The 24,481-nt window shown below is 67.2% G+C and carries 27 protein-coding genes; 16 read left to right on the top strand and 11 right to left on the bottom strand.

Annotated elements, in window-relative coordinates; translation table 11 throughout:
- Positions 1-36: 36 nt before the first annotated feature.
- Positions 37-1,623 (top strand): flavin monoamine oxidase family protein, encoded by a 1,587-nt coding sequence (locus ACXJKM_RS28325; protein ID WP_457356413.1) that lies wholly within the window; start codon positions 37-39, stop codon positions 1,621-1,623.
- On the opposite strand, the gene speD is transcribed toward ACXJKM_RS28325, so the two are convergent.
- From speD to ACXJKM_RS28295, 6 genes are read right to left on the bottom strand one after another with little or no spacing between them, the layout of a single operon-like run.
- Positions 1,581-1,967 carry an adenosylmethionine decarboxylase gene (speD, locus tag ACXJKM_RS28320; protein WP_457356412.1) on the bottom strand — a complete coding sequence of 129 codons (387 nt, stop codon included), beginning with the start codon at positions 1,965-1,967 and terminating at the stop codon, positions 1,581-1,583. The two genes, ACXJKM_RS28325 and speD, sit on opposite strands and share 43 nt — an antisense overlap.
- Position 1,968: 1 nt before the next feature.
- Positions 1,969-2,226, bottom strand: coding sequence for a molybdopterin converting factor subunit 1 (gene moaD, locus ACXJKM_RS28315; RefSeq protein ID WP_457356410.1), 258 nt, complete (start codon positions 2,224-2,226; stop codon positions 1,969-1,971).
- Positions 2,223-3,431 (bottom strand): molybdopterin molybdotransferase MoeA, encoded by a 1,209-nt coding sequence (locus tag ACXJKM_RS28310; protein ID WP_457356409.1) that lies wholly within the window; start codon positions 3,429-3,431, stop codon positions 2,223-2,225. Before ACXJKM_RS28310 ends, moaD begins: the two co-directional genes overlap by 4 nt.
- Positions 3,424-4,815: a threonine synthase gene (thrC, locus tag ACXJKM_RS28305; protein ID WP_457356408.1), complete on the bottom strand. Its 1,392-nt coding sequence runs from the start codon at positions 4,813-4,815 to the stop codon at positions 3,424-3,426. Before thrC ends, ACXJKM_RS28310 begins: the two co-directional genes overlap by 8 nt.
- Positions 4,816-4,827: 12 nt before the next feature.
- The gene (locus ACXJKM_RS28300) at positions 4,828-6,147 is read right to left on the bottom strand and encodes a homoserine dehydrogenase (RefSeq protein ID WP_457323918.1); all 1,320 of its coding nucleotides are present in this window, start codon (positions 6,145-6,147) and stop codon (positions 4,828-4,830) included.
- 23 nt (positions 6,148-6,170) lie between these two features.
- Positions 6,171-7,397 carry a pyridoxal phosphate-dependent aminotransferase gene (locus ACXJKM_RS28295; protein WP_457356407.1) on the bottom strand — a complete coding sequence of 409 codons (1,227 nt, stop codon included), beginning with the start codon at positions 7,395-7,397 and terminating at the stop codon, positions 6,171-6,173.
- 19 nt (positions 7,398-7,416) lie between these two features.
- Here ACXJKM_RS28295 and ACXJKM_RS28290 point away from each other — a divergent pair, with 19 nt between their 5' ends.
- From ACXJKM_RS28290 to ACXJKM_RS28275, 4 genes are all read left to right on the top strand, one after another.
- Complete coding sequence (locus ACXJKM_RS28290; protein WP_235531919.1) at positions 7,417-7,905, top strand: Mth938-like domain-containing protein; 489 nt, start codon at positions 7,417-7,419, stop codon at positions 7,903-7,905.
- 143 nt (positions 7,906-8,048) lie between these two features.
- Positions 8,049-8,528 (top strand): peroxiredoxin, encoded by a 480-nt coding sequence (locus ACXJKM_RS28285; RefSeq protein WP_056195593.1) that lies wholly within the window; start codon positions 8,049-8,051, stop codon positions 8,526-8,528.
- A 196-nt stretch (positions 8,529-8,724) separates the two neighbouring features.
- The gene (locus ACXJKM_RS28280; RefSeq protein ID WP_457356406.1) at positions 8,725-10,392 is read left to right on the top strand and encodes a PhoH family protein; all 1,668 of its coding nucleotides are present in this window, start codon (positions 8,725-8,727) and stop codon (positions 10,390-10,392) included.
- A gap of 82 nt (positions 10,393-10,474) precedes the next feature.
- Positions 10,475-11,455 carry an aldo/keto reductase gene (locus tag ACXJKM_RS28275; RefSeq protein ID WP_457356405.1) on the top strand — a complete coding sequence of 327 codons (981 nt, stop codon included), beginning with the start codon at positions 10,475-10,477 and terminating at the stop codon, positions 11,453-11,455.
- A 70-nt stretch (positions 11,456-11,525) separates the two neighbouring features.
- Here the strand turns inward: ACXJKM_RS28275 and ACXJKM_RS28270 are convergent, their stop codons facing one another.
- Positions 11,526-12,158 (bottom strand): PEP-CTERM sorting domain-containing protein, encoded by a 633-nt coding sequence (locus ACXJKM_RS28270; protein ID WP_457356404.1) that lies wholly within the window; start codon positions 12,156-12,158, stop codon positions 11,526-11,528.
- A 275-nt stretch (positions 12,159-12,433) separates the two neighbouring features.
- Positions 12,434-13,831 (bottom strand): patatin-like phospholipase family protein, encoded by a 1,398-nt coding sequence (locus tag ACXJKM_RS28265; protein ID WP_235531917.1) that lies wholly within the window; start codon positions 13,829-13,831, stop codon positions 12,434-12,436.
- A gap of 64 nt (positions 13,832-13,895) precedes the next feature.
- Between ACXJKM_RS28265 and ACXJKM_RS28260 the strand changes: the two genes are divergently transcribed.
- From ACXJKM_RS28260 to ACXJKM_RS28245, 4 genes are all read left to right on the top strand, one after another.
- On the top strand, positions 13,896-15,101 hold the full coding sequence (locus tag ACXJKM_RS28260) for a DNA polymerase Y family protein (RefSeq protein ID WP_457356403.1): 1,206 nt from the start codon (positions 13,896-13,898) through the stop codon (positions 15,099-15,101).
- A complete protein-coding gene (locus ACXJKM_RS28255) occupies positions 15,098-17,428 on the top strand; it encodes an ATP-dependent DNA helicase (protein WP_457356402.1) in 2,331 nt (776 codons plus the stop codon). The genes ACXJKM_RS28260 and ACXJKM_RS28255 overlap by 4 nt, the downstream gene beginning before the upstream one ends.
- A gap of 38 nt (positions 17,429-17,466) precedes the next feature.
- Positions 17,467-17,844, top strand: a complete 378-nt coding sequence (locus ACXJKM_RS28250; protein ID WP_056195580.1) for a VOC family protein — start codon at positions 17,467-17,469, stop codon at positions 17,842-17,844.
- A gap of 160 nt (positions 17,845-18,004) precedes the next feature.
- Positions 18,005-18,571, top strand: a complete 567-nt coding sequence (locus ACXJKM_RS28245) for a CAP domain-containing protein (protein WP_200955255.1) — start codon at positions 18,005-18,007, stop codon at positions 18,569-18,571.
- Positions 18,572-18,681: 110 nt separating this feature from the next.
- Here the strand turns inward: ACXJKM_RS28245 and ACXJKM_RS28240 are convergent, their stop codons facing one another.
- Entirely contained in the window at positions 18,682-19,326 is a 645-nt protein-coding gene (locus ACXJKM_RS28240; RefSeq protein WP_056195574.1) for a hypothetical protein, read from the bottom strand.
- A gap of 252 nt (positions 19,327-19,578) precedes the next feature.
- Here ACXJKM_RS28240 and ACXJKM_RS28235 point away from each other — a divergent pair, with 252 nt between their 5' ends.
- The 4 genes from ACXJKM_RS28235 (at position 19,579) to ACXJKM_RS28220 (ending at position 21,495) form a co-directional block, all read left to right on the top strand.
- Positions 19,579-19,998: a DUF6249 domain-containing protein gene (locus ACXJKM_RS28235; protein WP_056195572.1), complete on the top strand. Its 420-nt coding sequence runs from the start codon at positions 19,579-19,581 to the stop codon at positions 19,996-19,998.
- Positions 19,995-20,558, top strand: a complete 564-nt coding sequence (locus ACXJKM_RS28230; protein ID WP_457356401.1) for an RNA polymerase sigma factor — start codon at positions 19,995-19,997, stop codon at positions 20,556-20,558. Before ACXJKM_RS28235 ends, ACXJKM_RS28230 begins: the two co-directional genes overlap by 4 nt.
- Complete coding sequence (locus tag ACXJKM_RS28225; protein WP_457356400.1) at positions 20,555-20,881, top strand: hypothetical protein; 327 nt, start codon at positions 20,555-20,557, stop codon at positions 20,879-20,881. Before ACXJKM_RS28230 ends, ACXJKM_RS28225 begins: the two co-directional genes overlap by 4 nt.
- Positions 20,882-21,126: 245 nt before the next feature.
- The gene (locus tag ACXJKM_RS28220; RefSeq protein ID WP_457356399.1) at positions 21,127-21,495 is read left to right on the top strand and encodes a VOC family protein; all 369 of its coding nucleotides are present in this window, start codon (positions 21,127-21,129) and stop codon (positions 21,493-21,495) included.
- A gap of 39 nt (positions 21,496-21,534) precedes the next feature.
- Here the strand turns inward: ACXJKM_RS28220 and ACXJKM_RS28215 are convergent, their stop codons facing one another.
- Both ACXJKM_RS28215 and ACXJKM_RS28210 read right to left on the bottom strand, forming a co-directional pair.
- The gene (locus tag ACXJKM_RS28215) at positions 21,535-21,912 is read right to left on the bottom strand and encodes a hypothetical protein (RefSeq protein ID WP_457356398.1); all 378 of its coding nucleotides are present in this window, start codon (positions 21,910-21,912) and stop codon (positions 21,535-21,537) included.
- Positions 21,909-22,205, bottom strand: a complete 297-nt coding sequence (locus ACXJKM_RS28210; RefSeq protein WP_056195558.1) for an autorepressor SdpR family transcription factor — start codon at positions 22,203-22,205, stop codon at positions 21,909-21,911. Before ACXJKM_RS28210 ends, ACXJKM_RS28215 begins: the two co-directional genes overlap by 4 nt.
- 240 nt (positions 22,206-22,445) lie before the next feature.
- Between ACXJKM_RS28210 and ACXJKM_RS28205 the strand changes: the two genes are divergently transcribed.
- From ACXJKM_RS28205 to ACXJKM_RS28195, 3 genes are read left to right on the top strand one after another with little or no spacing between them, the layout of a single operon-like run.
- A complete protein-coding gene (locus ACXJKM_RS28205; RefSeq protein WP_457356397.1) occupies positions 22,446-22,613 on the top strand; it encodes a hypothetical protein in 168 nt (55 codons plus the stop codon).
- A gap of 49 nt (positions 22,614-22,662) precedes the next feature.
- On the top strand, positions 22,663-23,649 hold the full coding sequence (locus ACXJKM_RS28200) for an ABC transporter substrate-binding protein (protein ID WP_457356396.1): 987 nt from the start codon (positions 22,663-22,665) through the stop codon (positions 23,647-23,649).
- A gap of 4 nt (positions 23,650-23,653) precedes the next feature.
- Positions 23,654-24,481: an ABC transporter permease gene (locus ACXJKM_RS28195; RefSeq protein WP_457356395.1), complete on the top strand. Its 828-nt coding sequence runs from the start codon at positions 23,654-23,656 to the stop codon at positions 24,479-24,481.

The following is a 24,481-nucleotide window of genomic DNA, read 5'->3' as shown; positions in this document are numbered from 1 at the left end:
GGCGAGGCGACGGCGCAGGCTGCTACCCTGCCGCCCTTGCGCCCGCCCCAGCCCTCTTTTTCCCGCGTCGAAACCACCGGCCCCTCCCGCCGGGCGCTGTTGCTCGGCCTGCTGGCCGGCGGCTGCACGCCCGACGCGCCGGCCCTGCAGGGCGGCTGGGTCGGCACCCATCCCGAGCGCGGCCATCGGCTGCGGGGCGAAAGACCGAAGGCCGACGGGCCGCTGAAGACCACGGGCGTGCTCATCGTCGGCGCTGGCGTCGCCGGCCTGGCCTGCGCGCGTGCGCTGGCCCGGCGCGGCATCGACGACTTCGCCCTGCTCGACCTCGAAGACCAGGCCGGCGGCAACAGCCGTGGCCACGTGCTGGCCGGCGCGCCCTGCCCCCTCGGCGCTCACTACCTGCCACTGCCCGGCGCCCAGGCGCGTGAAGTCAATGAGCTGCTGCACGAGCTGGGCCTGGCCCGCGAGCAACTCGGCCGCACGGTCTGGGACGAGCGCCACCTCTGCCACAGCCCACAGGAGCGCCTCTTTATCGACGGCGAATGGCGCGAGGGCCTGCTGCCACCGCCTGACGGCGCGCAGTCGCTAGCGCAGTACCGGCGCTTCTCCGCCCTGGTCACCCAGGCCCAGCGCGAGCTCGGCTTTGCCATGCCCAGCCACCGCGCCCGCTGGACCGCCGGCCATGCCACGCTCGACGCCCAGACCTTCGCCACCTGGCTGGACACCGCCGGCCTGAACGATACCCGGCTTCGCTGGTATCTCGACTACTGCTGCCGCGACGACTTCGGCGCCGGGGACAGCACCGTCTCTGCCTGGGCCGGTCTGCACTATTTCGCCAGCCGCCATGGCTTCCATGCGCCCGGTGACGAGGCGGCCGAGCGCGAGCCGGTGCTGACATGGGCCGAAGGCAATGGCTGGCTCAGCGCCCACATCGCCGCGCCGCTGCGCGAGCGCATCCACCTTGGCCGCACGGTGTTGCGGGTCAGCGAACAGCGCCAGGGCGTCGAACTGCTGGCCTGGAACGAGGCGACCGGCGCGCCCGAACGCTGGGCAGCGCGCGCCGTCGTCATGGCCGCGCCCTTGTTCGTGTCGGCCCGGCTGCTGGCCGCGCCGCCTGACGCCCTGCGCTCGGTGAAACAAGCCCACGCCCCCTGGCTGACGGCCAGCATCGCGCTTCGCGAGCCGCTGCTGCAACGCCCCGGCGCGCCACCCTCCTGGGACAACGTGCGCTATGGCAGCGCGGCCCTGGGCTATGTCGACGCGCGTCACCAGTCGCGCGATCCGACACCGCGCCCGCCGGTGCTGACGGCCTACCTCGCCCTGCCCGAAAGCCAGCGTGGCGAGCTGCTGAAGCAGCCTTGGCAGCACTGGGCCCGGATCGTCACCCAGGAGCTGGCCCAGACCCACCCGGACCTGCCGGCCAAGCTCGAGCGCATCGACCTCTGCCGCTTCGGCCATGCGATGAGCATCCCCACACCTGGCCTGCGTGGCTCGGCCGAGCTGGCCGCGCTGAACGCCCAGCGCGGCCGCGTCGTGTTCGCACACAGCGACCTGGCGGGGTACTCGGTGTTCGAGGAGGCCTACACCGCGGGCATTGAGGCGGCCGCGCGGCTCAGCCTTTGAACTGCCGTCTCGCGCGGCGCGAACGCCTTCAGCAAGGCATCGAGCAGGGCCTCGGCCTTGGCGCTGTTGTCGGCGCCGTAGTTGCAGACATAGACGTCCAGCGTCACGCCGCCCAGTTCCGGCCAGGTGTGCACGGCCAGGTGGGATTCGGCCAGCAACACGACGCCGGTGACGCCACTCTGCTCGTCCTTGGGTGCGAAACGGTGGAAGAGTTCGGCGACGCCGGTGAGCCCTGAACGGGTCACTGCGTCGCGGCACAGCGCGGCGAGCGCGTCGGCGTCGCGCATGATCGCCAGCGCCGGGTCGACGCCGTGCAGGTCGGCCGTCAGATGCAGGCCCTGCACGTCAGCCTCCAGTGACGGGAGGAAAGAAGGCCAGCTCGTCGCCGTCCGACAGTACGGCGGACTCGGCGCACATCTTCTGGTTCAACGCTGCGCGCACTGCGCGACCACATGCCAGAGCCTCAGCATGAATGCCACCACGTGCCTGCAGCGACTCGCGCGCCACGGCGACGGTGCTGCCCTCAGGCAAGGTGATCGCCTCGCCCCCGCCCAGCTTCTCGCGCAGCGACGCAAAGAACCGCAGTCGGACCGTGATGCTCACGCCAGCAGCTCCGCGAACGGAATGAAGCGCACCGCGTCGCCGGCCTTGAAGGCCTGGCCGGCGGGGTTGTCGAGCAGGCCGTCGGCCCAGAACGCCGAGGTCAAGACGCCGCTGCTCTGGTTGGAGAACATGGCCAAGCCACCCTCTTCGTCCAGACGCACCCGCAGAAACTCGCGGCGTTTGTCGGGCTTGGGCCAATCAAAGCCGGCCGCCAGGCGATAGCCCCGCGGCGTCAGGCGCGCGGCGCCCTGCAGTTTCAGCAGGAAGGGCCGCACGAGGACGAGGAAGGTCACGAGGCTGGACACCGGGTTGCCGGGCAGGCCGATGAAGTGCGCCTCGCCGACGCGGCCATACGCGAACGGCTTGCCGGGCTTGATCGCGATGGCCCACAGGTCGAGCTGGCCCTCAGCCTGCACGGCGGGGCGCAGATGATCTTCCTCGCCGACGGACACGCCCCCCGAGGTGAGGATGACGTCGGCCTGGGACGCGGCTTCGCGCAGCGCGGCGCGGGTTGCATCGAGGCGGTCGGGCACGATGCCAAGGTCGATGACCTCGCAGCCCAGGCTTTCGAGCAGGGTCCGCAGCGTGAAGCGGTTGGAGTTGTAGATGGCACCGGGCGGCAGCGGCTCGCCGGGCATGACGAGTTCGTCGCCGGTGGAGAACAGTGCGACACGCGGTCGGCGGGTGACGGTCAGCTCGGCGGCGCCAGCGGTCGCGGCCAGCCCGACGGAGACCGCGTCGAGCCGCGTGCCCGCAGGCAGCACGACCGAACCGGCGCGCACGTCCTCGCCACGCAGGCGCACGTTGGCGCCGGCGGTGACGGGCTGGGTCACGCTGACCTTGTCGCCCACCAGCTCGGTGAACTCCTGCATGACGACGGTGTCCGCACCCGGTGGCACATGGGCGCCCGTGAAGATGCGCGCCGCCTCGCCGGGTGGCAGCGGTGCGGGCACGCTGCCGGCGGGAATGCGCTGCGTGACAGGCAATGCCTGGCCCGCATCGGCGGCGCGCAGGGCATAGCCGTCCATCGCCGAGTTGTCGGCCGGTGGCACGTCCACCGGCGAGATCAGGTTCGCAGCCAGCACGCGGTCTACGGCAGCGCTCGTCGCCAGCGTTTCGCGTTCAGCCAGCGGCTGGACCTGCGCCAGCAGCGCGGCCAGCGCCTCGTCCAACGGGATCAGCGGCTTCCTGGGGGCTTCAGACATGGGCGTGAATGTAGGCCTTCACCTGGCCTACATCGGCCGGCATGACCTTCACGCGCTTGGGGAGTTCTTCGATGCCTTCCAGCCCGGCGGGCCGCGGCGGCTCGATGGCCAGGGCCTCGTGGATGGTTGCCGCGAACTTGGCCGGCAGGGCCGTCTCCAGCACCAGCATCGTGACGTTGGGATCGCGCTTCTCCAGCGCCACCTTGAGGCCGTCGGCGGTGTGCGGGTCGATGATGACGCCGTGCTCGGCATGGCAGCGGCGGATGGTTGCCACACGGTCGGCATGCGTGCTGCGGCCGGACACGAAGCCGAAGCCGGCGATGTCGGCATGCTCGCCGCCGCCCAGCTCGAACTGGCTGGCGCCGAAGTGCTGCTTCACGCGACCACCGTCGCGGCCGAGCAGGTCGAAGACGAAGCGCTCGAAATTGCTSGCCTTGGAGATGTCCATCGACGGRCTGGASGTCTCGTGSGTGTCGGCCGTGCTGCGCGGGCGGTAGGCGCCGGTGCGGAAGAACTCGTCCAGCACATCGTTCTCGTTGGTCGCSACAACCAGCTGCTTGACGGGCAGGCCCATCATGCGSGCSACGTGGCCGGCRCAGACGTTGCCGAAGTTGCCGSWSGGSACCGTGAAGYTGAYCTTCTCGGYGTTGYTSYTCGTSGCCTGGAAATAGCCKGCRAAGTAGTAGACSACCTGRGCCAKCAGSCKCGCCCAGTTGATGGAGTTGACCGTGCCRATSYKGTGCTSGCGCTTGAAGGCSAGGTCGTTGGACACGGCCTTGACGATGTCCTGGCAGTCGTCRAAYACRCCRTCGAYGGCGATRTTGTGGATGTTCTCGTCYTGCAGGCTGAACATCTGCGCCTGCTGGAAGGGGCTCATGCGGCCGTTGGGGCTGAGCATGAAGACATTGACGCCCTTTTTGCCGCGCATGGCGTAYTCGGCSGCGCTGCCGGTGTCGCCGGGCGTTGCGCCCAGGATGTTCAGCGTCTCGCCGCGACGGCCGAGTTCGTACTCGAACAGCGCGCCCAGCAATTGCATGGCCATGTCCTTGAAGGCCAGCGTCGGGCCGTTGGACAGGCCTTGCAGCGCGATGTGGTCGCCCAGCCAGGTGAGCGGCGTGATCTGCTCGGTGCCGAACACTTCGGCTGTGTAGACCTTGCGCGTGATGGCGCGCAGGTCGTCGGCGGGGATGTCGTCGATATAGAGCGACAGGATCTCGAAGGCCAGGTCGGCATAGGCCAGGCCGCGCCAGCGAGTGAGCGTGGCGGCGTCGACTTTCGGGTAGGCCTTGGGCAGGTAAAGGCCGCCGTCGGGAGCGAGGCCTTCGAGCAGGATGTCGGAGAAGCCGCGCTCGGTCTGGTCGCCGCGGGTGGAGATGTACTTCATGTCAGTTCAGGCTCAGGCGAGCTCTTCCTTGCGGATGCGGACGATGGGGGCGAGCACGGTGGGCAGGCCCTGCATCTTGGCCAGGGCCTCGTTCATGCGGCCTTCCACCGTGTCGTGCGTCAGGATGATGAGGTCGGTCTGGCGCTCGCCTTCGCCCGACTCGCGCTGCAGCACGGCGTCGATGGAGATGTCGTGCTCGGCCAGGATGGTGGTGATGCGCGACAGCACGCCCGGCTGGTCGGCCACGACCAGGCGCAGGTAGAAGGCCGTGTGCACGTCGGCCATCTCGAGGATGGGTGTGTCGCTCATCGCGTCGGGCTGGAAGGCCAGGTGCGGCACACGGTGGTCGGGGTCGGCCGTGTGCAGGCGGGTCACGTCCACCAGGTCGGCGACGACGGCCGACGCGGTCGGCTCGGCGCCGGCACCCTTGCCGTAGTAGAGCGTCGTACCGACGGCATCGGCCTGCACGACGACGGCATTCATCGCGCCTTCGACGTTGGCGATCAGGCGGCTGGATGGGATCAGCGTCGGGTGGACGCGCAGCTCGATGCCATTGTCACGACGGCGCGTGATGCCCAGCAGCTTGATGCGGTAGCCGAGCTGCTCGGCGTACTTGATGTCGGTGGCCTGCAGGCTGCTGATGCCCTCGACGTGGGCCTTGTCGAACTGCACCGGCACGCCGAAGGCGATGGCGCTCATCAGGGTCAGCTTGTGGGCCGCGTCCACGCCTTCGATGTCGAAGGTCGGGTCGCTCTCGGCATAGCCCAGGCGTTGCGCTTCCTTCAGCACGGTGGCGAAGTCCAGGCCCTTGCCGCGCATCTCCGACAGGATGAAGTTGGTGGTGCCGTTGATGATGCCGGCGATCCACTCGATGCGGTTGGCCGTCAGGCCTTCGCGCAGCGCCTTGATGATGGGGATGCCGCCGGCCACGGCCGCCTCGAAGGCGACGACGACGCCCTTCTCGCGCGCCGCTTCGAAGATCTCAGTGCCGTGCAGGGCCAGCAGGGCCTTGTTGGCGGTGACGACATGCTTGCCGTTGGCAATCGCCTGCAGCACGAGGCTGCGGGCCGGCTCGATGCCGCCGATCAGCTCGACGACGATGTCGATATCCGGGTTGTTGACGAGCTGCTGCGCGTCACCGACGCAGGGCACGCCGTCACCCACGATGGCCTGGTAGGCCTTGGCGCGCTCGGCGTTGCGGGCGGACACCATCGCGATCTCGATGCCCCGGCCGGCGCGGCCGCGAATCTCGGCCTGGTTGCGCTGCAAGACGTGGAAGGTGCCGGCACCGACGGTGCCGAGGCCGATCAGGCCAACTTGAATCGCTTTCATCGCAGGGCTCTCAGGACAGGAAATCAGGAAGTGTGGCGGCGGCGGTAGCCGGCCAGGAAACGGTCGATGCGGCCAATGGCCTCACGCAGATCATCCACATTGGGCAAAAAGACGAGGCGGAAGTGGTCATGCTCGGGCCAATTGAAACCGGTGCCCTGGACGATCAGCACCTTCTCCTCGGCGAGCAGCTCGTAGGCGAACTGCTGGTCGTCGGCGATGGGGTAGACCTTGGGGTCCAGCCTCGGGAACATGTAGAGGGCCGCTTTGGGCTTGACGACGCTGACGCCCGGGATCTGCGTCAGCAGCTCATAGGCCAGATCGCGCTGGTGGCACAGCCGCCCGGTCGGCGCGACCAGATCCTTGATGCTCTGGTAGCCGCCCAGCGCGGTCTGGATCGCCAATTGACCCGGCGTGTTGGAGCACAGGCGGAGGGACGCCAGCATGTTCAGGCCCTCGATGTAGTCGCGGGCATGGCGCTTCTCGCCGCTGACGATCATCCAGCCGGCACGGTAGCCGCAGGCACGGTAGTTCTTGGACAGGCCGTTGAAGGTGATGAAGAGCACGTCGTCGGCCAGGGACGCCATGCTGGTGTGCGTGTTGCCGTCGTAAAGCGTCTTGTCGTAGATCTCGTCGGCAAAGATGACGAGTTGGTACTTGCGAGCCAGTTCAATGATGCCCAGCAGCAGGTCGTCCGGATACAGCGCGCCGGTCGGATTGTTCGGGTTGCAGACCATGATGCCGCGGGTGCGCGGGCTGATCTTGGCCTCGATGTCGGCCAGGTCGGGCAGCCAGCCGGCGCCCTCGTCACAGCGGTAGTGCACCGGCCTGCCGCCCGACAAGCCGACGACGGCGGTGTAGAGCGGGAAATCGGGCGCCGGGATCAGGATCTCGTCACCATCGTTGACCAGGGCGTTGATCGCCATCTGGATCAGCTCGGAGGCGCCGTTGCCCAGGTAGACATCGTCCACCGTCACACCCTTGACGCCCTGCTGCTGCGTGTAGTGCACSACCGCCTTGCGCGGCGCGAACAGSCCCTTGCTGTCGGTGTAGCCGCCGGCGTCGCCGAGGTTGCGGATCATGTCCTGCACGATCTCGTCCGGCGGCGTCAGGCCGAACACCGCCGTGTTGCCGATGTTCAGCTTGATGATCTTCTGGCCCTCTTCCTCCATCTGGCGCGCCTTGTCCAGCACGGGGCCGCGGATGTCATAGCTGACGCTGGCGAGCTTGCTGGACTTGGCGATGGGCTTCAAAAGGGGCTCCGGCGCAGCAATGCTGCAGTGCAAGAAGGTGCAAAAAGGGGGATCTTGGAGTTTAAGCAAGGCCCGGGCATGCGGCCTGCCGTTCTGCGCGACACTCGCGCCCGGCTTTTCGCACCTTTTCCCGATGAAGTTCCAGCTTGACGAGCCGCAAGGCGGCAACAGCATTTCGCGCCATGACGCCCAGGGGGTCTGGGTCAACGGCCGGCCGCACACGGCGAGTGTCCTGGTCCCCTGGAAAGGCGACGTGGCTGCCTGGGCGCCTTCGCGCTTCGAGGAACTTCAGCCTGCACATTTCGAAGCGATCAAGGCCTTGAACCCCGAACTGGTCGTCTTCGGCAGCGGCGCCCGGTTGCGTTTCCCGAGCCCGGCCCTGTGGCGTGGGCTGGTTGAAGCGCGCATCGGCTTCGAAGTCATGGACAACGCAGCCGCTTGCCGCACTTACAACGTGCTTGCCAGTGAAGGCCGCAACGTTCTGGCAGCATTGCTCATTGAGGGATGACCTCCGCCGGTCGGGAGACCGGGGAGGCTTTATAATCACGGGCTATTGCTTGCGGGCGCCCGCGTAGATTGTTTTTGTGAAAGGCTTCACAGAGCGATCACGAACCGGGGACCCCGTGAGCACAACTCCTGCTGCACCCCCCAATGACGCCTGCGCTCAACAAACCCCTGCCGGAAATTGAGGCTCAAGCCACCGGCGGCGTGAAGTTCACTGCCAATGCCTTCCTGGGCAAGTCGGTCGTGCTGTATTTCTACCCGAAGGACAACACGCCCGGTTGTACCACCGAGGCGATGCAATTCCGCGACCGCCACAAGGACTTCGTGAAGGCCGGCGCGGTGGTGCTCGGTGTTTCGCGCGACAACATGGCCTCGCACGAGAAGTTCAAGCAGGCCCTGGAGCTGCCCTTCGAGCTGATCGCCGACACGGAAGAAAAGCTCTGCCACATGTTCGGCGTGGTCAAGAACAAGATCATGTACGGCAAGAAGGTCAAGGGCATCGAGCGCTCGACCTTCCTGATCGCCCCGAACGGCATCCTGGTGGGCGAATGGCGCGGCATCAAGGTCGCCGGCCACGTCGACGAGGTGCTGAAGGCCGTGAAGGGCCTCAAGAAGGAAGCCGCCTAAGCCGCACAAGGCGCCACATGACGCGCGAAAAACGCGTTGTTTGCTGACATCGCGGGCCCCCGCGGTATGTGCATAATCAGCTCATGCCCCGGGTCGAATCCTTGTCACAGACTGCAAAGCCGCACTCATCCTGTGCGGCTTTTTGCTTTCTGGAGCCTGGATCGCGTGGGGTTCACTTGTCGCCCATCCGCCGTAAATGCCACTGCCTAAGCCTCCTGCACAACGCGCCAGCCGCCTCGATGCCTCTGCTTATTCGGCCACTCTGACCCCCAGCAAACCTCGCGCGACGCCTCCCGTCGTCGTCGCGCCCGCCGCCGCTCCGGTCGCGGTGCCGACAGCCGAAGTGCTGCGGCTTCCCACCCCCACCTCCAGCCCCGCTGCCGCCAGGCCGGGACTGCCCATAAAAACAGCCAGCAAGGCGCCGGCCAGAGCCGCCGCGCCCAAACGCACGCGAAAACCCGCCGGCGCCGCCAAGCTCTTCGTGCTCGACACSAAYGTGCTGATGCACGACCCGAYSTCGCTGTTCCGCTTCGAGGAGCACGACGTCTTCCTGCCCATGATCACGCTCGAGGAGCTGGACGGCCACAAGAAGGGCATGACCGAGGTCGCCCGCAACGTGCGCCAGGTCAGCCGCGAACTGGACCAGCTCGCCGCCAGCCTGAAGACCAGCGGCATCGAGGAGATGGCCAAGGGCCTGCCCCTGGCCGGCACGGGCCACCGCGAAGCCGAGGGCAAGCTCTTCTTCCAGACCGAGCTGATCGATGCGCCGCTGCCGCAAGGCCTGCCCCAGGGCAAGGCGGACAACCAGATCCTGGGCGTGGTCCAGGCGCTGAAGGGCATGCACCCAGGCCGGGAAGTGGTGTTGGTGTCCAAGGACATCAACATGCGCATCAAGGCGCGGGCCCTTGGTCTGCCCGCCGAGGATTACCGCAACGACAAGACGCTGGAAGACTCCGACCTGCTCTACACCGGCGTCCAGGCTCTGCCCTCGGATTTCTGGGACCGCCATGGCAAGACCATGGAGAGCTGGCAGCAGGGCGGCACGACCTACTACCGCATCAGCGGCCCGCTCGTGCCCACGCTGCTGATCAACGAGCTGGTCTACCTGGAGGCGCCCGGCGAGACGCCCCTGTACGCCAAGGTCACCGAGATCACCGGCAAGACGGCCGTGCTGCGCACGCTGAAGGACTACGGCAATCAGAAGCACGCCGTCTGGGGCGTGACGTCGCGCAACCGCGAGCAGAACTTCGCGCTGAACCTGCTGATGGACCCGGAATGCGACTTCATCACGCTGACCGGCACCGCCGGCACCGGCAAGACGCTGATGACGCTGGCTGCCGCCTTGGCTCAGGTCTTCGATGACCGCCGCTACAGCGAGATCATCGTCACCCGCGTGACGGTGCCCGTGGGCGAGGACATCGGCTTCCTGCCGGGCACCGAGGAAGAGAAGATGAGCCCCTGGATGGGCGCSCTCGACGACAACCTCGAGGTGCTGGCCAAGGGCGGCTCCACCGCCGGCGAATGGGGCCGTGCCGCCACCAATGACCTGGTGCGCAGCAAGATCAAGATCAAAAGCCTGAACTTCATGCGCGGGCGCACCTTCTTGAACAAGTTCGTCATCATCGACGAGGCCCAGAACCTGACGCCCAAACAGATGAAGACCTTGATCACGCGCGCCGGACCGGGCACCAAAATCGTCTGCCTGGGCAACCTGGCGCAGATCGACACGCCCTACCTGACCGAGGGCAGTTCAGGCCTGACGTTTGCGGTTGACCGCTTCAAGGGCTGGGCCCACAGCGGCCACGTGACGCTGGCCCGCGGCGAGCGCTCGCGGTTGGCGGATTTCGCTTCCGAAGTTCTTTGAACCGATGCGGCCCCTTCGTGGGGCCGTTTCTTTTCCATCAAATGGTTGCGATACCATTTCGCATCCACTGTCTGGCATTCCCATGATCTACCGCTCCCTCGGCCGCACTGGCTGGAACATCTCTGCCATCGGCTTCGGCGCCTGGGCCATCGGTGGCACCTGGGGCCATACGGACGACAGCGCCGCGATGGCGGCCCTGCACCGGGCGCTGGACCGCGGTGTGAACTTCTTCGACACCGCCGACGTCTACGGCGATGGCCACAGCGAGCGCCTGCTGGCCCGCCTCAAGCGCGAGCGCCCCGGTGAAGCCTTCTACATCGCCACCAAGGCCGGCCGGCGCCTGAACCCGCACATCGCCGAGGGCTACCGCGATCTGCGGCCCTTCATCGAGCGCAGCCTGCAGAACCTCGGGACCGACAGCCTGGACCTGCTGCAGCTGCACTGCCCGCCCAGCGCCGTCTACGCCATGCCCGAGGTCTTCGCCGCACTGGACGACCTGGTGCGCGAAGGCAAGCTACGCCACTACGGCGTCAGCGTTGAGCGCATCGACGAAGCCCTCGCGGCGCTGAAGTTTCCCGGCGTGCAGTCGGTGCAGATCATCTACAACCTGTTCCGCCAGCGGCCGGCCGAAGCCTTCCTGCCTGCGGCCCAGGCGGCGCAGGTTGGCGTGCTGGCGCGGCTGCCACTGTCCAGCGGCATGCTGAGCGGCAAGTTCACGCGCGACAGCCGCTTCGGTGCAGACGACCACCGCGGCTTCAACCGCCAGGGCGAGGCCTTCGACAAGGGCGAGACCTTCTCGGGGGTCGATTTCGAGCAGGGCCTCGCCGCCGTCGAGGAATTACGCGCCCTGCTGCCCCCGGGAGTGAGCATGGCCAGACTGGCGCTGCGCTGGATCCTGATGAATGAGGCCGTCACGACCGCCATCCCCGGCGGCCGCACACCCGAGCAGGTGGATGAGAACGTCAGCGCTGCCGACCTGGCCGCCCTGCCCGCGCCGCTGATGCAGGCACTAGTGGACGTCTACCAGCGCCGCATCGCGCCGCAGGTGCACAGCCTCTGGTGAACCCTCGCGCCTTTCGTGCAGCATTAAAAAAGCGGCCCGCGGGCCGCTTCGTTCTTTGCCCCCCGACGGCTCAGGTACGGCGACGGCGACCTGCCGCCAGGCCAGCCAGTGCGATGCCCACCAGGGCCATCGACGCCGGCTCCGGCACATTGACGGTGATGTCGGTGGTCGCAAGGGTGGCGCCGGCCGCATCGGTGACGAAGAGGCGGAAGTCCGTCGAGCTGGCCGCATACGGGTTGAAGTTGAAGCCCGGTGTCGTCAGGAAGGACATCTCCAGATTCCACGATTCGCCCAGGAACGTCGGCAGGCCCGCGGTCAGCAGGTCGATGTCGGTGTAGCTGACGGCGGCGCTGCTGTCGGTGTCGATGCCCAGCCAGATCTTGCAGCCCTGGCAGCCCCGAATGTCGTAGGCAAAGTCGAAGCTCCAGTTCGCGTAGTTCTTGCCGTCTGGCAGGTAGACGCCACCTTGCGCCTGGAAGTTACGCACGCCGTCATTGGCCAGAAAGGCGCTGTTCTTGTACGCGTGGGCGCCAATGGCGACCTTCACGCCGCTGGCCGCCACAGCGGCGAACTGCACGGTCTCCAGGCCGCTGCTGCCCGCAGGCGGCCAACCATCCGCCGCCGTCAACATCGTCAAGGCGGCATGCGCCGAGAGCGGGGCCAGGCCGGCGAAAGCCGCCGTGGCAAGCATCTTCTTGATCATCTGTTTGTCTCCAGTGTGGGCAATGTTTTGCAGGCCCTGTTGACGCAACGACACGCTTTGGGGCGACGCACAATCCCTAGCGCATCAACCATGCCAACACCTCGCCGCTTGTAGGACGGTCCAGTAGGACGAGCACCGCAGGCAACCTTGAAATGCCCCCACGGTTGAAGGTGGAAATTCCCTCGACATGCGGCAAACCCTAGGGTTAGGCCATTGCGCTGAAATGACCCGTCAGGAGATTGCCACCCAATGCCGATCAGATATCCGGTTAACGATCAGTCGCCGCGCTGAACGGCTTTCGAGAATCGTTTCACGCCGGCATCCTGGGCCGTCGCCTGGCGTCCAGCATTGATCAGCCTGTCGATCTGCTCCGCGGGCAGCTTGAGCCGCGTCGGAATCGCGTTCAGTGCCTGCTCCTCGGTCTCGGGCAAATCAGCAAAGCTGATCTGGGTGACGCTGAACTTGATGTCCTCGCAATGCCATTCCGGGTTCAGCGCCCGCAGCGCGGCCTTGCGTTCGTCGCTGAGACTGCAGCGATAGGTCACCAGGTCGCGCTCCCAGTTGCGCACCATGGGCACAAAGCTCGCATAGCTCATGCGCATGGTGCTCTCGATGGCCGTGTCGACGGCGCCGGATGCGATCTCCATGCCCGAGGGGCCGGCCACCTCGCGGGCCCAGTCCGCGCTCGGGCCCTGGCCAGCATCGACGACGATGAAAAGCAGGCGGCGCATCGTCGCCGCGTCCTGCTCGGGGATGGGGCCATAGGGCGTGTTCAGCAGCACGCGGCTTTGCAGGATGGCCACCAGGCCGAGGTTGTCGGTCAGTCCACCGTCGACGAGCTTCAGATAGCGGCCCGCCTTGGGGTCGGCGTTGTCGCGGAACAACCGCGCTAGCGCCAGCCGCAGCCGGTACTGGTCGTCGCGCTCGTCCCGGCGCACCGCCAGGCCCGGCGGCATTTGCACCTGGCAGGCATCGGGAAAGCGCTCCAGCACCACAGGCGCGAAGAGCAGCGGCACCGCCATCGACGCCGCCACCGCCTCGGAGACCGGATAACTCGCCAGGTCACTGCACAGCGCATCGAAGGCACGCTCATGGAAGGGAAAGGCCAGCCGGTACTGCACATTGCTGGCGCTGATCCACACCACGGGCCGCGAGCGCTTGAACATGTCGGCGAATGTCGCGCCCTTGAAGACATCGTTCTCCAGCCAGTCGTTGAAGTCGCTGCGATCGTTCAGGCCACCGGCAAACAGACGCCGCAGGTTGTTGGGGTTGAGCAGGCTGAAGCGCAGGTTGGCTTCGCCGTCGCGCAGCAGCACCTTGTCGCGGAACTCACGCAGGCCCTCGGCGCCGTGCAGGCCGAAGTAGGCCGACGTCAGCGAGCCACCCGATACGCTGGTGATGAAGCTGACCTCATCCAGCAGCGTGCGCCCTGGCGTCGACGCCTGCTCGCGCAGTCCCTCCAGCACGCCGTAGGAAAACGCCGCCGCACGCAGGCCACCACCCGAGAAACTCAGCGCGACGACGGTATCGGCATCCAGCGGCATGGGTGCGCGCTGCACGGTCTGCACGGCCACCGGCTTGTTGCGCGGCGGGTTCATCGGGGCACTGGCGCAGGCGGCCAGCAGCAGGCAGGTGCAAAGCAGCAGCAGGGCGCGCATGGAGCGTCTTTCCATCAAGGTCGGGGCATTCTGCCGATGCTGCCAGACCCTGTCTTTATTCCCAGTGACAATCCAGGCCATGCAACAGCCCGACCGCTGGATCGCCCACCTCGACATGGACGCCTTCTATGCGTCCGTCGAGCTGCTGCGCTATCCGCAGCTCAAGGGCCAGGCGGTCGTCATCGGTGGCCGGCGGGCGGATGCGCCGCAGCAGCTGGAAGACGGCAGCTGGCGCTACTCCAAGCTGCGCGACTACACCGGCCGCGGCGTCGTCACGACGTCCACCTACGCCGCGCGGGACCTCGGCGTGTTCTCGGCCATGGGCCTGATGAAAGCCGCCCTGCGCGCGCCCGACGCCATCCTGCTGCCGGCCGACTTCGACAGCTACCGCAAGTACTCGCGCCTCTTCAAGGCCGCCGTCGCCGAAGTCGCACCGGTCATCGAGGACCGTGGCATCGACGAGATCTACATCGACCTGAGCGACGTGCCTGGCGTGCGCGACGCCGTCGGCCACGACCCGCTGGGCGGCGTGAAGGCGGTGGCCCGCGAGATCAAGAACTCGGTGGGCCGCGCCACCGGCCTGACCTGCTCCATCGGCGTCACACCCAACAAGCTGCTCTCAAAAATAGCCAGTGAGCTGGACAAGCCCGACGGCATCAGCGTGCTGACGCTGGACGACATCCCCACACGCGTCTGGCCCCTGGGCGTGCGCAAGATCAACGGCATCGGCCCCAAGGCGGGCGAGAAGCTCGTCAAGCTCGGCCTGGAAACTGTCGGCGACATCGCCGCCGCCGACCCGGCCTGGCTGGTCGAGCAGTTCGGCGAAAGCTACGGCCAGTGGCTGCACGCCGCCTCGCATGGTCGCGATTCGCGGCCCGTCGTCACGCACAGTGAGCCCGTGTCCATCAGCCGCGAGACCACCTTCGAGCGCGACCTGAGCGCCGTGCACGACCGTGCCCTGCTCGGCGGCATCATGGACGAGCTGTGCGAGAGCCTGTCGCGCGATCTGGCCCGCAAGCACTACGCTGGCAAGACGGTGGGCATCAAGCTGCGCTTCGAGGGCTTCGTCACTGTCACGCGCGACCAGACGTTGAAGGCCGCCATCACCAGCGCCGCCGACATCCGCCATGCCGTGGGCTTGTGCCTCAAGCGCGTCACGTTCGACAAGCGCCTGCGGCTGATGGGCGTGCGCATCGGCAACCTCGTGCATGCAAGCGAGGTGCCGCCCCCGGCGCCAGCGCGAGCAGAGCCCCTGCCCACGCTCGACAACCTGAGCTTGTTTTGAGCGACTGGAGCTACAGCATCTCGGTACGCAGCCTGTGCGAGTTCACTGCCAAGCGCGGCAGCCTGGACCGCCGCTTCACGCCCTCGGCCACGGCGCTGGAGGGCCAGGCCGGCCAGATGGCCGTGCTGGCGCGCCGTTCGCCGGGCTACGAGACCGAGCTGCCGCTGGAGGCCGTCCACGGCAACCTGCGCGTACGCGGCCGGGCCGACGGCTACGAGGCCGACGTGAACCGGCTGGAGGAGATCAAGACCATCCGCGGCCCCGTCGAGGCCATTCCCGACAACCGCCGCGCCCTGCACTGGGCCCAGCTGCAAACCTATGGCGCGCTGATTGCCGCCGACCGCGGCCTGACCGAGCTGGAGCTGGCCCTCGTCTACGTCGATGCCGACACGCAAAACGAGACCGTGCTGCGCGAGAAGGTGACGGCCAGCGAGCTGCAAGCCGCCTTCGAGTTGCGCTGCCGGCAGTTCGAGGCCTGGGCACGACAGGAGGCGGAGCACCGCAAAGCACGCGACGCCGACCTGAGCGCCCTGCCCTTCCCCAAGGGCGAACTGCGCCCCGGTCAGCGCCTGCTCGCCGAGGCCGTCTACCGCGTGGCCGCCAACGGCCGCTGCCTCCTGGCCCAGGCGCCCACCGGCATCGGCAAGACCCTGGGCACGCTGTACCCGCTGCTGCGCGCCATGCCGCTGCAGCAGCTCGACAAGATCGGCTACATGACCTGCAAGGGCACCGGCCGCATCACCGCGCTGGAGGCCCTGCATGCGCTGCGAGAACACACGCCGACGAAATCGCTGCGCGTGCTGACGCTGGTGGCCAAGGAGCAGGCCTGCGAGCACCCCACCAAGGCCTGCCATGGCGACGCCTGCCCGCTGGCCAACGGCTTCTACGACAAGCTGCCCGCCGCCCGCGCCGAGGCCGTGCAGACGGCCTGGCTGGACCCCACTGCCCAGCGCCGCATCGCACTGCAGCATGACGTCTGCCCCTACTACCTCGGCCAGGAGCTGCTGCGCTGGGCCGACGTCGTCGTCGGCGACGTACACCACGCCTTCGACCCCTATGGCCAGCTCTACGGCCTCTCCCAGGCTCAGGGCTGGAAGCTCGCCCTGCTGGTGGACGAGGCCCACAACCTCATCGACCGCGCCCGCGACATGTACAGCGTCAGCCTCAGCCTGGCGCGCGTGCGCGAGGTCATTGCCGAAGCGCCGGCCAGCCTGCGCCCGCCGCTGCGCCGGCTGGCCAAGGAACTGGCCACGCTGAGCCGCCGCCAGCAAGGCGACTACCAGGCGCTGGACACGGTGCCCGACGCCCTCGCCGAGGCCCTGCAACGCGTCAACGTCGCCCTGGGCGACCACGTACAGAACCACCCGCTCGACGTCGGGGCCATGCTGCAGTTCTATTTCGAGGTGCTGGGCCTGCAGCGCCTGCTGGACCGTTTCGATGCCCATTCGATTTGCGACCTGCAGCGCAGCGCCGCTCCGGGGGACCCCAAGCCGGCGCTGGACGCGCCACGGAACCTCTCGCTGCTGGAAGACGACGACGAGGACGATCCCAACGACGGTCGCGACGTGCTGCTGTCGGTGCGCAACGTCGTGCCAGGGCACTTCCTGAAGGAGCGCTTCGAGGGGCTCAGCAGCGTCACGCTGTTCTCGGCCACGCTCGGGCCGCCGGACTACCAGCGCCAGCTGCTTGGCATGCCCGAGGACACCGCCTGGATCGACGTGCCCGCGCCCTTCCCGCCCGAGCACCTGACCGTGCAGGTGGCCCACCGCCTGTCCACGCGCTACGAACATCGCAATGCATCGCTGGACGCGCTGGTGGACCTGCTCGCCCAGCAGTTCACCGAGCACCCCGGCAACTACCTCGCCTTCTTCAGCAGCTTCGACTACCTCGACAAGGCCTCGGCGCGGCTGGCGCAGCGGCACCCGCAGGTCACGCTGTGGAACCAGTCGCGCGCCATGGGCGACGCGGCACGGCGCGCCTTCCTGGACCGCTTCGTGGAGGGCGGCCGCGGCATCGGCTTCGCCGTGCTGGGCGGCGCCTTCGCCGAGGGCGTGGACCTGCCCGGCACGCGGCTGATCGGCGCCTTCATCGCCACCCTCGGCCTGCCGCCGGTGTCACCGCTGCAGGACCAGGTGCGCGAGCGCCTGGACACCCTGTTCGGCGCCGACCACGGCTATGCCGACCTTGTGCCCGGCATGCAGAAGGTCGTGCAGGCCGCCGGCCGCGTGCTGCGCTCGGTGGACGACCGCGGCTGGGTGTGGCTGCTGGACAAGCGCTATGTCCGACCCGAGGTGCGGGCCTTGTTGCCGGGCTGGTGGCAGCTGTAGCGGCAGCCTGGTCAGATTGCGCGATCAAAGGAGAACTCATGTTTGACCACGTCAAGTTCGGCGTCAGCGACTTCGCCGCGAGCAAGGCCTTCTATCTGAAGGCGCTGGCGCCGCTCGGCGTCACGGCGGGTGCGGAAGGCGAGCCGAGCTACGGCATCGAGCTCGTCATCGAGGGCCAGGTGACCAGCCTGTGCCTGTTCGAGACCCAGGAGAAGCCGGCCCATCTGCACCTCGCCTTCATGGCGCAGACACGCCAGCAGGTCGATGCGTTCTACCGCGCGGCGCTGGACGCCGGCGCCGCCGACAACGGCGCGCCGGGCCTGCGTCCGAAGTACCACGCGAACTACTACGCCGCCTTCGTCATCGACCCGGACGGCCACAACATCGAAGCGGTCTGCCACGCTCCCAAGGCCTGATATCGCCGTCTTTGTGTAGGGATGTTGCGAGCCGGCTCTCGCGGGCTGCACCCGGTAACCGGCGCCAGGCCAGGGCGTGCCACGCTGCGGGCCTATGAGCCACTTCCCCGCGCCACCCTCACCCACCCGCGCGAGAGCGTCCCGCCTGGCGCCTCTCGCCGTGGCGACCCTGGTTTCGCTGGCCGGCTGCGGCGGTGGCGGCTCCGACTCAGCCACCACCACGCCGACAACGCCCCCTGCCCCTGCACCGGCTCCAGCGCCGGCACCACCGACCGCCGGAACGCGCATCACCTGCGATCTCGCCAACTTCCAGGCCGACATGCTGGCGGCCGTCAACGCCCGGCGCCGCAGTGGCGCCACCTGCGGCGCTCAGGGCGCCTTCGGCCCGGCACCTGATCTGACCTGGAACGCCGCSCTSACCCAGGCCGCCGTGGCSCAYAGCGACGACATGGTCACGCACAACTTCTTCAGCCACACCGGCAGCGACGGCAGCACCCTCGGCACCCGCGCGACCGCCGCCGGCTATGTTTGGAGCAGCTTGGGCGAGAACATCGCCGCCGGCCAGGCCAGCGTGGCCGAGGTGGTGGACGGCTGGATGAAGAGCGATGGCCATTGCGCCAACCTGATGAACGCGACCTTCCGCGACATCGGCGTGGCCTGCGTGGCGGGCAACGCCAGCACCGCCTACCGCAGCTACTGGACGCAGGACTTCGGCACGCCGCGATAGGTTCCGGACTCGCGGGGCCGGATCGTTGAGTCGGTCAACCAACAACGAAAAAAGCCACGAAGGCGAGTCATTGCGACTCGCCTTCGTGGCTCGTTGACCGAACCGAGGGGTCAGGCCTTCTTTGCCTTGGCGCGACGGGCAGCGTATGCGCCCAGCAGGGCGAGGCCGACCAGGGCCGCCGCGTCGGGCTCGGGCAACTGATTGCCGGCGGCGCCGATCTGGAAGGTGATGAACTCACCGGTCTGCGCGTCGGTCACGGTGTAGGTGCCGGCAAACATCTGCAGGGAGGCGAACGAGGCGTTGTGGAAAGTCCAGGCTTGATCGGGCGACCAGAACGTGCCTTCCAGGTCTTCGCGCTCGATACCGATGCCCGGAAGCTGGGTGCTGACGGGGCGAACGTAGGTGGTGAAGCCCTTGTGACCAGCGTCGACCGTCGTGTTGAAGCTGGATTGGGCCCAGGGACCGCTCGCAGCGGACCAGGCCGAGAAAGCGGTGCCGGCGTGGAAACCGAAGGACATGTTCACGCCGCCGACGGCCGTGCCGCCCATGATGTCGTGGTTGCCGTTCTCCTCGATACCGGTGCCGCCCCAGCCAGACACGCCCTGCTGAAGCACCAGCTTGCTGGTGTCAATGGTGCCGGAGGAGTTCATCACCACGTTGGCGCCGGATTCGGTGAACGTGAAGACGATGCCCGCGTTGGCCAGGCTGCAAAGGGAAGCCGTCAGGATTGCAGCTGCGAAAGAAGCCAACTTCATGGCGGATCTCCTCAAGAAATTTCAATGATCCCCACAATGCAACGGCCGTGCCAGGCAGCAGTATTTCTTAAAAATCAATAGCTTAGCGAGCTCGTATCCCTAGTTTGATCTAGGGGTGTAAATTTCTTTGACATTCAAAAACCCTCAACTTGAGGGGGTGCGACAGTGCTTTTTCTTTCGCTCGCTGAATCCAAACGCCACGGCCGGGCGCTCCAAGGAAGCACCATCCACCCGTTTCCCTGGAGCCCGCCCATGTTCTTCGACCGCTTTCAGGAAATCAGCCCACTGATGATCCCGATCCTGTCGCTGCTGATTCCCATCGTCGCCATCGTGGCCCACTACCTGGGCAAGGCTCACACCGAGCGCCAGCGCCACGAGACCATCCGCGAGTTGGCCCGCGCCGGCCAGCCCATCCCGCCCGAGCTGCTGGGCGACGTGCAGGACAGCGACTGGCACCGCGCCAAGCGCGACCAGGCCAACCCCAACCGCATCCTCGTGCCTGCGGTCATCAACATCGGCGTCGGCCTGGGCCTGATGGGCATGTTCAACGCCATGATGCCGGGCGCCTGGCTCTGGAGCATCGGCCTGATTCCGCTGTTCCTGGGCCTGGGCCTGGCGGTGTACTGGGCCGTTGAACGCAAGCAGCAACCGCCGCAATCCCCGCAACCGTGACCTCCGGCGTCCCCGCCGCGCCGACCGAAGCGGCCCTGCAAGAGGATCGCCTGGTGGCCCGTGCCGCCGCCGGTGACCGCGCGGCCTTCGCCGCCCTCGTGCAGGCCCACCAGGGCTATCTGCGCAAGCTGCTCGGCCGCGTCTGCCGCGGCGACCAAGGCCGTGCCGACGACCTGGCCCAGGAAGCCTTCGTGCGTGCCTGGCGCGCCCTGCCCAAGTTCCGCGGCGAGGCGCGCTTTCGCACCTGGCTCACGCGGCTGGCCTATTCCGCGCTGTCGGCCGAACGGCCGGCTTTGTCTTTGGTGGACGACGCACCGCCGGAGCTGGGCGCACACAGCGACTTCGCCCCCGGCGCCGACTGGCGCATCGACCTCGACCGCGCCATGGCCGATCTCAGCGAGCCCCAGCGCCACGCGCTCCTGCTCTGCTACGGCGCCGACCTCAGCCACGCCGAAGCGGCGCTGGTGCTGGGCTGGCCGCTCGGCACGGTCAAGACACAAGTGCTGCGCGCAAAGGCCAAGCTGCGCGCGCAACTGCAAGCATGGGAGCCCACGCCATGACGATTTCCACGAACCACGACGACGACGCTTCTTTTGATGACGCGCTGCGGGAGCTGATGCAGAGCGGCACCGAGCCCGATGACGCTGGCTTCAACCTGCGGGTGATGGCGGCGCTGCCATCCGGCGTCGCGCCGCAACAGCGCCGCTGGGCGCGGTGGGTCAGGCGGGCGCAATGGGTGGCGATCAGCATCGCGGCCTGCGGTGCCGCTGCGTTGCTCGCTGATGGGAACCGGCCGCTCGATACGCCGCATGTGCTGGCGGCCGTATCGCTGATAGGGCTGCTGATCTTCTGGGCGATCCCCAGCCGTTGGAGCCGGGGCTGACGCGCTACGGCCACTGGGGGTGGCCAAGAGCCTATGGCTACACTGGCGACGTCGAAAAAGGCAGGGTCGGTTTTTCGGTAAGCCCGACCCCTCTCTGACGAGAGCTCTGCTCCATGCATTGCATGAGAACCCACGACGAACCTCAGCGCCTTTCGCGCTGCGGGCTCGTCTGTGTGGCAAAGCGGGTGCCGACGGTGCTTCGCATTGTGATCCGGTCGAGTCCATTTGACTCAAAGGACAAATCAATGCAACTCAACCACCTCGATCTCTCAGTGCCTGATGTGACCGCAGCCACCGCCTTTTTCGAGGCCGCCTTCGGCTTCACGTTGCGCCAGATCAAAGGCAACGACGGCATGGCGATCCTCGATGGTGAAGGCGGCTTCGTGCTCGTCCTCACCCGGGCGAAAGATGCCACCGAGCCGATGTATCCGAAGACCTTTCACATCGGTTTTCTGCTCGCTTCCGAGCAGGCCGTCATGAGCGCGCACGCACGGATGCTGGATGCAGGCATCGAACTCGCGCAGCCTCCGCGCGTGATGCGCGGCAGCCTGATGTTCTATTGCCACGCGCCCGGCGGGATCCTGGTGGAGGTGAGCCATCGGACGGTGGGCTGAGGCGTGGGTTCGAGTGCGCTTGCAGGCAGATCACCCCGCTCACGTCGCGCTCTTGAACTTGTCCCGCTGCGACAGGCAATAGACCAGCGGCACAGCCACCCCCGCCAGGACTGAGGCGGAACCCGCGGCGACTGCCACGGGGATCGGAGCGAAGGCCCACAGCGCCACATAGACAAGCCCGCTGATCGTGATGGACCAGCCCCCAAGCCGGTTGACCTTGCGGGCCAGTTCGCTCGGGAAGAAGCGCTTGGGCATGCGGTTGCCATACCAGGCAATCATGAGCCCGTTCATGGCGATGACCACCCGGGTGACGTTTTCGCCGTCCGCATAGCCCAGCTTGCGCGCCCAGGTCATGCCCAACGCCACGGCGACGATGCCGCCGCCCCAAGCAAGGCCTGCAATCAGATCAGCTTTCATCGCGCAATCTCCTTCTTGGGTTCCGGCGCGTCGGCGCTCGGGCTGAACGAATGGACGAAGCCCAGCAACGCTTCTTCGAGCACGGACAGCTTCAGGTGATACAGGACGGACTTGCCCGCCTTCTCGGCGTGTACGAGGTCGGCCTCCTTCAGCACGGTGAAGTGCGCCGACATCGTGGGCTTGGAGACATGGAACTGGTCACTCAGCTCACCGGCGCTCAAGGGGCCCTGCCTCAGGAGCTGCAGCACCTGGCGACGGGTGGGGTCGGAAAGGGCTTTGAAGACCTTGTTCATGGCTTGATGATTAGCTAATCATCGAAACGTGTCAAGGGCGCCCCGCACCGCCGACTGGTGCATCAACGCCCCACGGCGAGGCACGCGATCTCAGCCGCGAAGGCTTGAAGGAGGACTGCCAGAAAGCGGCAGACCGAGCGACGCCCGGTACACCACATGCAGAACCTGCGCAGAGGCAGGCGCGCCGCAAACTGGCACGCTTGATGCTGGCGTACCAATTGGTATACCAGCATGTGCACCATGAACAAGCGAAGCCTTCTGACCCTTGGAGACTGGCACCAGGCCTATCTGGACGGCGCGCCGCCCCGTGAGTTGCTGGGCGCGCTTGCCGGCCTCATCGGCCCGCACGACCCGGCCATGCTCGGCGAAGGCTGGCGGGCCCGCATGGCCGAACTGCACCGCGCCTGAAGCCTCACCCCTTCTTGCCTCCCCCTCTCAATCACCCAAGGAGCCGACCATGACCGATTCGTTCAAACCCCAGCGCCGCACCCTGCTGGGTGCGGCGGCCGCCGTGGCCACGCTGGGCGCGCCCGCACTGGTGCGTGCCCAGACACCCAAGATCCGCATCGGCTACTGGCCGGTGGCGGCCGGGCTGCCGTTCTATGCGGCGGTGGAGAAGGGTTACTTCAAGGAAGCGGGGCTGGACGTCGAGGCGCTCAAGTTCGCCGGCGCCCAGCAGGTGATGGAGGCCATGCTGGCGGGCCGCTGTGACGGCAGCTCCAACGGCACCGGCTCGGGCAACCTGGGCGTGGGCGAGATTGCTTCGCCGGGCTTGTTCAAGATCATCGCCACCAACCCGAGCAACCAGAAGTACGTGCTCGACCAGTTCCTCGTGCCCAAGGACAGCCCCGTCAAGACGCTGGCCGAGCTCAAGGGCAAGCGCGTGGCCAGCGGCCCCGGCATCCAGAACAAGACGCTGGCCATGGCCGTGCTGGAGCGCGCCGGCGCCGCGGGCACGACGGTGACCGAGCTGCCCATCGGCCAGCACGTGGCCGCGCTCGCCGCCGGCCAGGTGGACGCCGTCTACACGCTGGAACCCACCGGCACCGTGGGCCGGCTCAATGGCACGACGCGCGTGCTGGAGGCCGGCGTCATCGCCAAGTACATCCTCGGCGACCCGCTGGCGCCCTGGCACGGCGGCTCGGCCACGCTGACGACCGAGTTCATCAAGAAGCACCCGGCCGAGACGAAGAAATACATCGCCGCCTATGCCCGCGGCATCGACCTCGTGCGCAAGGACCCGGCCCAGGCGCGCAACTTCCTGAAGGGCTACACGGCCATCGAAGGTCCGCTCACCGGCGAGGTGCCGCTGGCCTCCTACATGCTCTACAACGAGTTCACACCGAGCGACGTGGCGGCCTTCCAGAAGTTCTTCGACCTGTTCACCGAGAAGGGCGTGTTCGAGAAGAAGCTCGACGTCACGACCCTTATCTACAAAGCCTGAAGCCATGGAACAAGCTCCTGCCGCCACGCCGCCCTGGCAAAAGGCCGCCGATGGCCAACCCGCCGTGCGCCTGCCGCGCTTCAACGTCGCCAAGCTGCTGCCCTTCATCGGCCCGCTATTGCTCTTCATCATCTGGGACCTGGTGGTGCGCCTCGGCCTCATCCGGCCCATCCTGCTGCCGCCGCCGCTGGCCACACTGCAGACGCTCGTCGTCGGCCTGGCCGGCGGGCCGCTGCTGCTGGACTTCGCCACCACGGTGTGGCGCACGGTGCAGGCCTTCCTGATCGCCGCGGTCATCGGCGTGCCGATGGGCGTGCTGCTGGGCAGCAACGAGCGCGCCTACCGCAGCGTCGAGTTCCTGATCGATTTCTTCCGCTCGACGCCGTCGTCGGCACTCATCCCGCTGTTCCTGCTGATCTTCGGCGTGTCGGACATCAACAAAATCGCCATCGCGGCCTTTGGCGCGCTGCTGATCGTCGTGTTCAACAGCGCCTACGGCGTCATCAACGCGCGCAAGCAGCGCGTCATGGCGGCCAAGGTGATGGGCGCGTCGCGCTGGCAGATCTTCAAGGACGTGCTGGTGTGGGAAAGCCTGCAGCCCAGCTTCGTGGGCCTGCGCTCTGCCGTGTCGATGGCGCTGGTGATCGTCGTCGTGGCCGAGATGTTCATCGGCTCGGACAACGGCCTGGGCCACCGCATCATCGACGCGCAGCAAGTGCTGAACGTGAAGACCATGTACGCCGCCATCCTGGCCGCGGGCATCCTGGGCTATGTGCTCAACATTCTGTTCCTGGTGCTGGAACGCAAGATCGTCCATTGGAGTGGGAGGTAA

The sequence above is a fragment of the Roseateles sp. P5_D6 genome (genome assembly GCF_054049415.1).
This window is presented reverse-complemented; position numbering and strand designations above follow the sequence as displayed.

Excerpts from the sequence above, each read along its gene's own strand:
- ACXJKM_RS28235 (WP_056195572.1), top strand. The coding sequence starts at position 19,579 with ATGTTCTTCGACCGCTTTCAGGAAATCAGCCCACTGATGATCCCGATC.
- ACXJKM_RS28225 (WP_457356400.1), top strand. The coding sequence starts at position 20,555 with ATGACGATTTCCACGAACCACGACGACGACGCTTCTTTTGATGACGCG.
- ACXJKM_RS28265 (WP_235531917.1), bottom strand. The coding sequence starts at position 13,831 with ATGGAAAGACGCTCCATGCGCGCCCTGCTGCTGCTTTGCACCTGCCTG.
- ACXJKM_RS28250 (WP_056195580.1), top strand. The coding sequence starts at position 17,467 with ATGTTTGACCACGTCAAGTTCGGCGTCAGCGACTTCGCCGCGAGCAAG.
- ACXJKM_RS28200 (WP_457356396.1), top strand. The coding sequence starts at position 22,663 with ATGACCGATTCGTTCAAACCCCAGCGCCGCACCCTGCTGGGTGCGGCG.
- ACXJKM_RS28215 (WP_457356398.1), bottom strand. The coding sequence starts at position 21,912 with ATGAAAGCTGATCTGATTGCAGGCCTTGCTTGGGGCGGCGGCATCGTC.
- ACXJKM_RS28195 (WP_457356395.1), top strand. The coding sequence starts at position 23,654 with ATGGAACAAGCTCCTGCCGCCACGCCGCCCTGGCAAAAGGCCGCCGAT.
- ACXJKM_RS28210 (WP_056195558.1), bottom strand. The coding sequence starts at position 22,205 with ATGAACAAGGTCTTCAAAGCCCTTTCCGACCCCACCCGTCGCCAGGTG.
- ACXJKM_RS28310 (WP_457356409.1), bottom strand. The coding sequence starts at position 3,431 with ATGTCTGAAGCCCCCAGGAAGCCGCTGATCCCGTTGGACGAGGCGCTG.
- ACXJKM_RS28220 (WP_457356399.1), top strand. The coding sequence starts at position 21,127 with ATGCAACTCAACCACCTCGATCTCTCAGTGCCTGATGTGACCGCAGCC.
- ACXJKM_RS28300 (WP_457323918.1), bottom strand. The coding sequence starts at position 6,147 with ATGAAAGCGATTCAAGTTGGCCTGATCGGCCTCGGCACCGTCGGTGCC.
- ACXJKM_RS28270 (WP_457356404.1), bottom strand. The coding sequence starts at position 12,158 with ATGATCAAGAAGATGCTTGCCACGGCGGCTTTCGCCGGCCTGGCCCCG.
- ACXJKM_RS28275 (WP_457356405.1), top strand. The coding sequence starts at position 10,475 with ATGATCTACCGCTCCCTCGGCCGCACTGGCTGGAACATCTCTGCCATC.
- ACXJKM_RS28240 (WP_056195574.1), bottom strand. The coding sequence starts at position 19,326 with ATGAAGTTGGCTTCTTTCGCAGCTGCAATCCTGACGGCTTCCCTTTGC.
- ACXJKM_RS28290 (WP_235531919.1), top strand. The coding sequence starts at position 7,417 with ATGCTGCAGTGCAAGAAGGTGCAAAAAGGGGGATCTTGGAGTTTAAGC.
- ACXJKM_RS28285 (WP_056195593.1), top strand. The coding sequence starts at position 8,049 with ATGACGCCTGCGCTCAACAAACCCCTGCCGGAAATTGAGGCTCAAGCC.
- ACXJKM_RS28205 (WP_457356397.1), top strand. The coding sequence starts at position 22,446 with ATGAACAAGCGAAGCCTTCTGACCCTTGGAGACTGGCACCAGGCCTAT.
- ACXJKM_RS28260 (WP_457356403.1), top strand. The coding sequence starts at position 13,896 with ATGCAACAGCCCGACCGCTGGATCGCCCACCTCGACATGGACGCCTTC.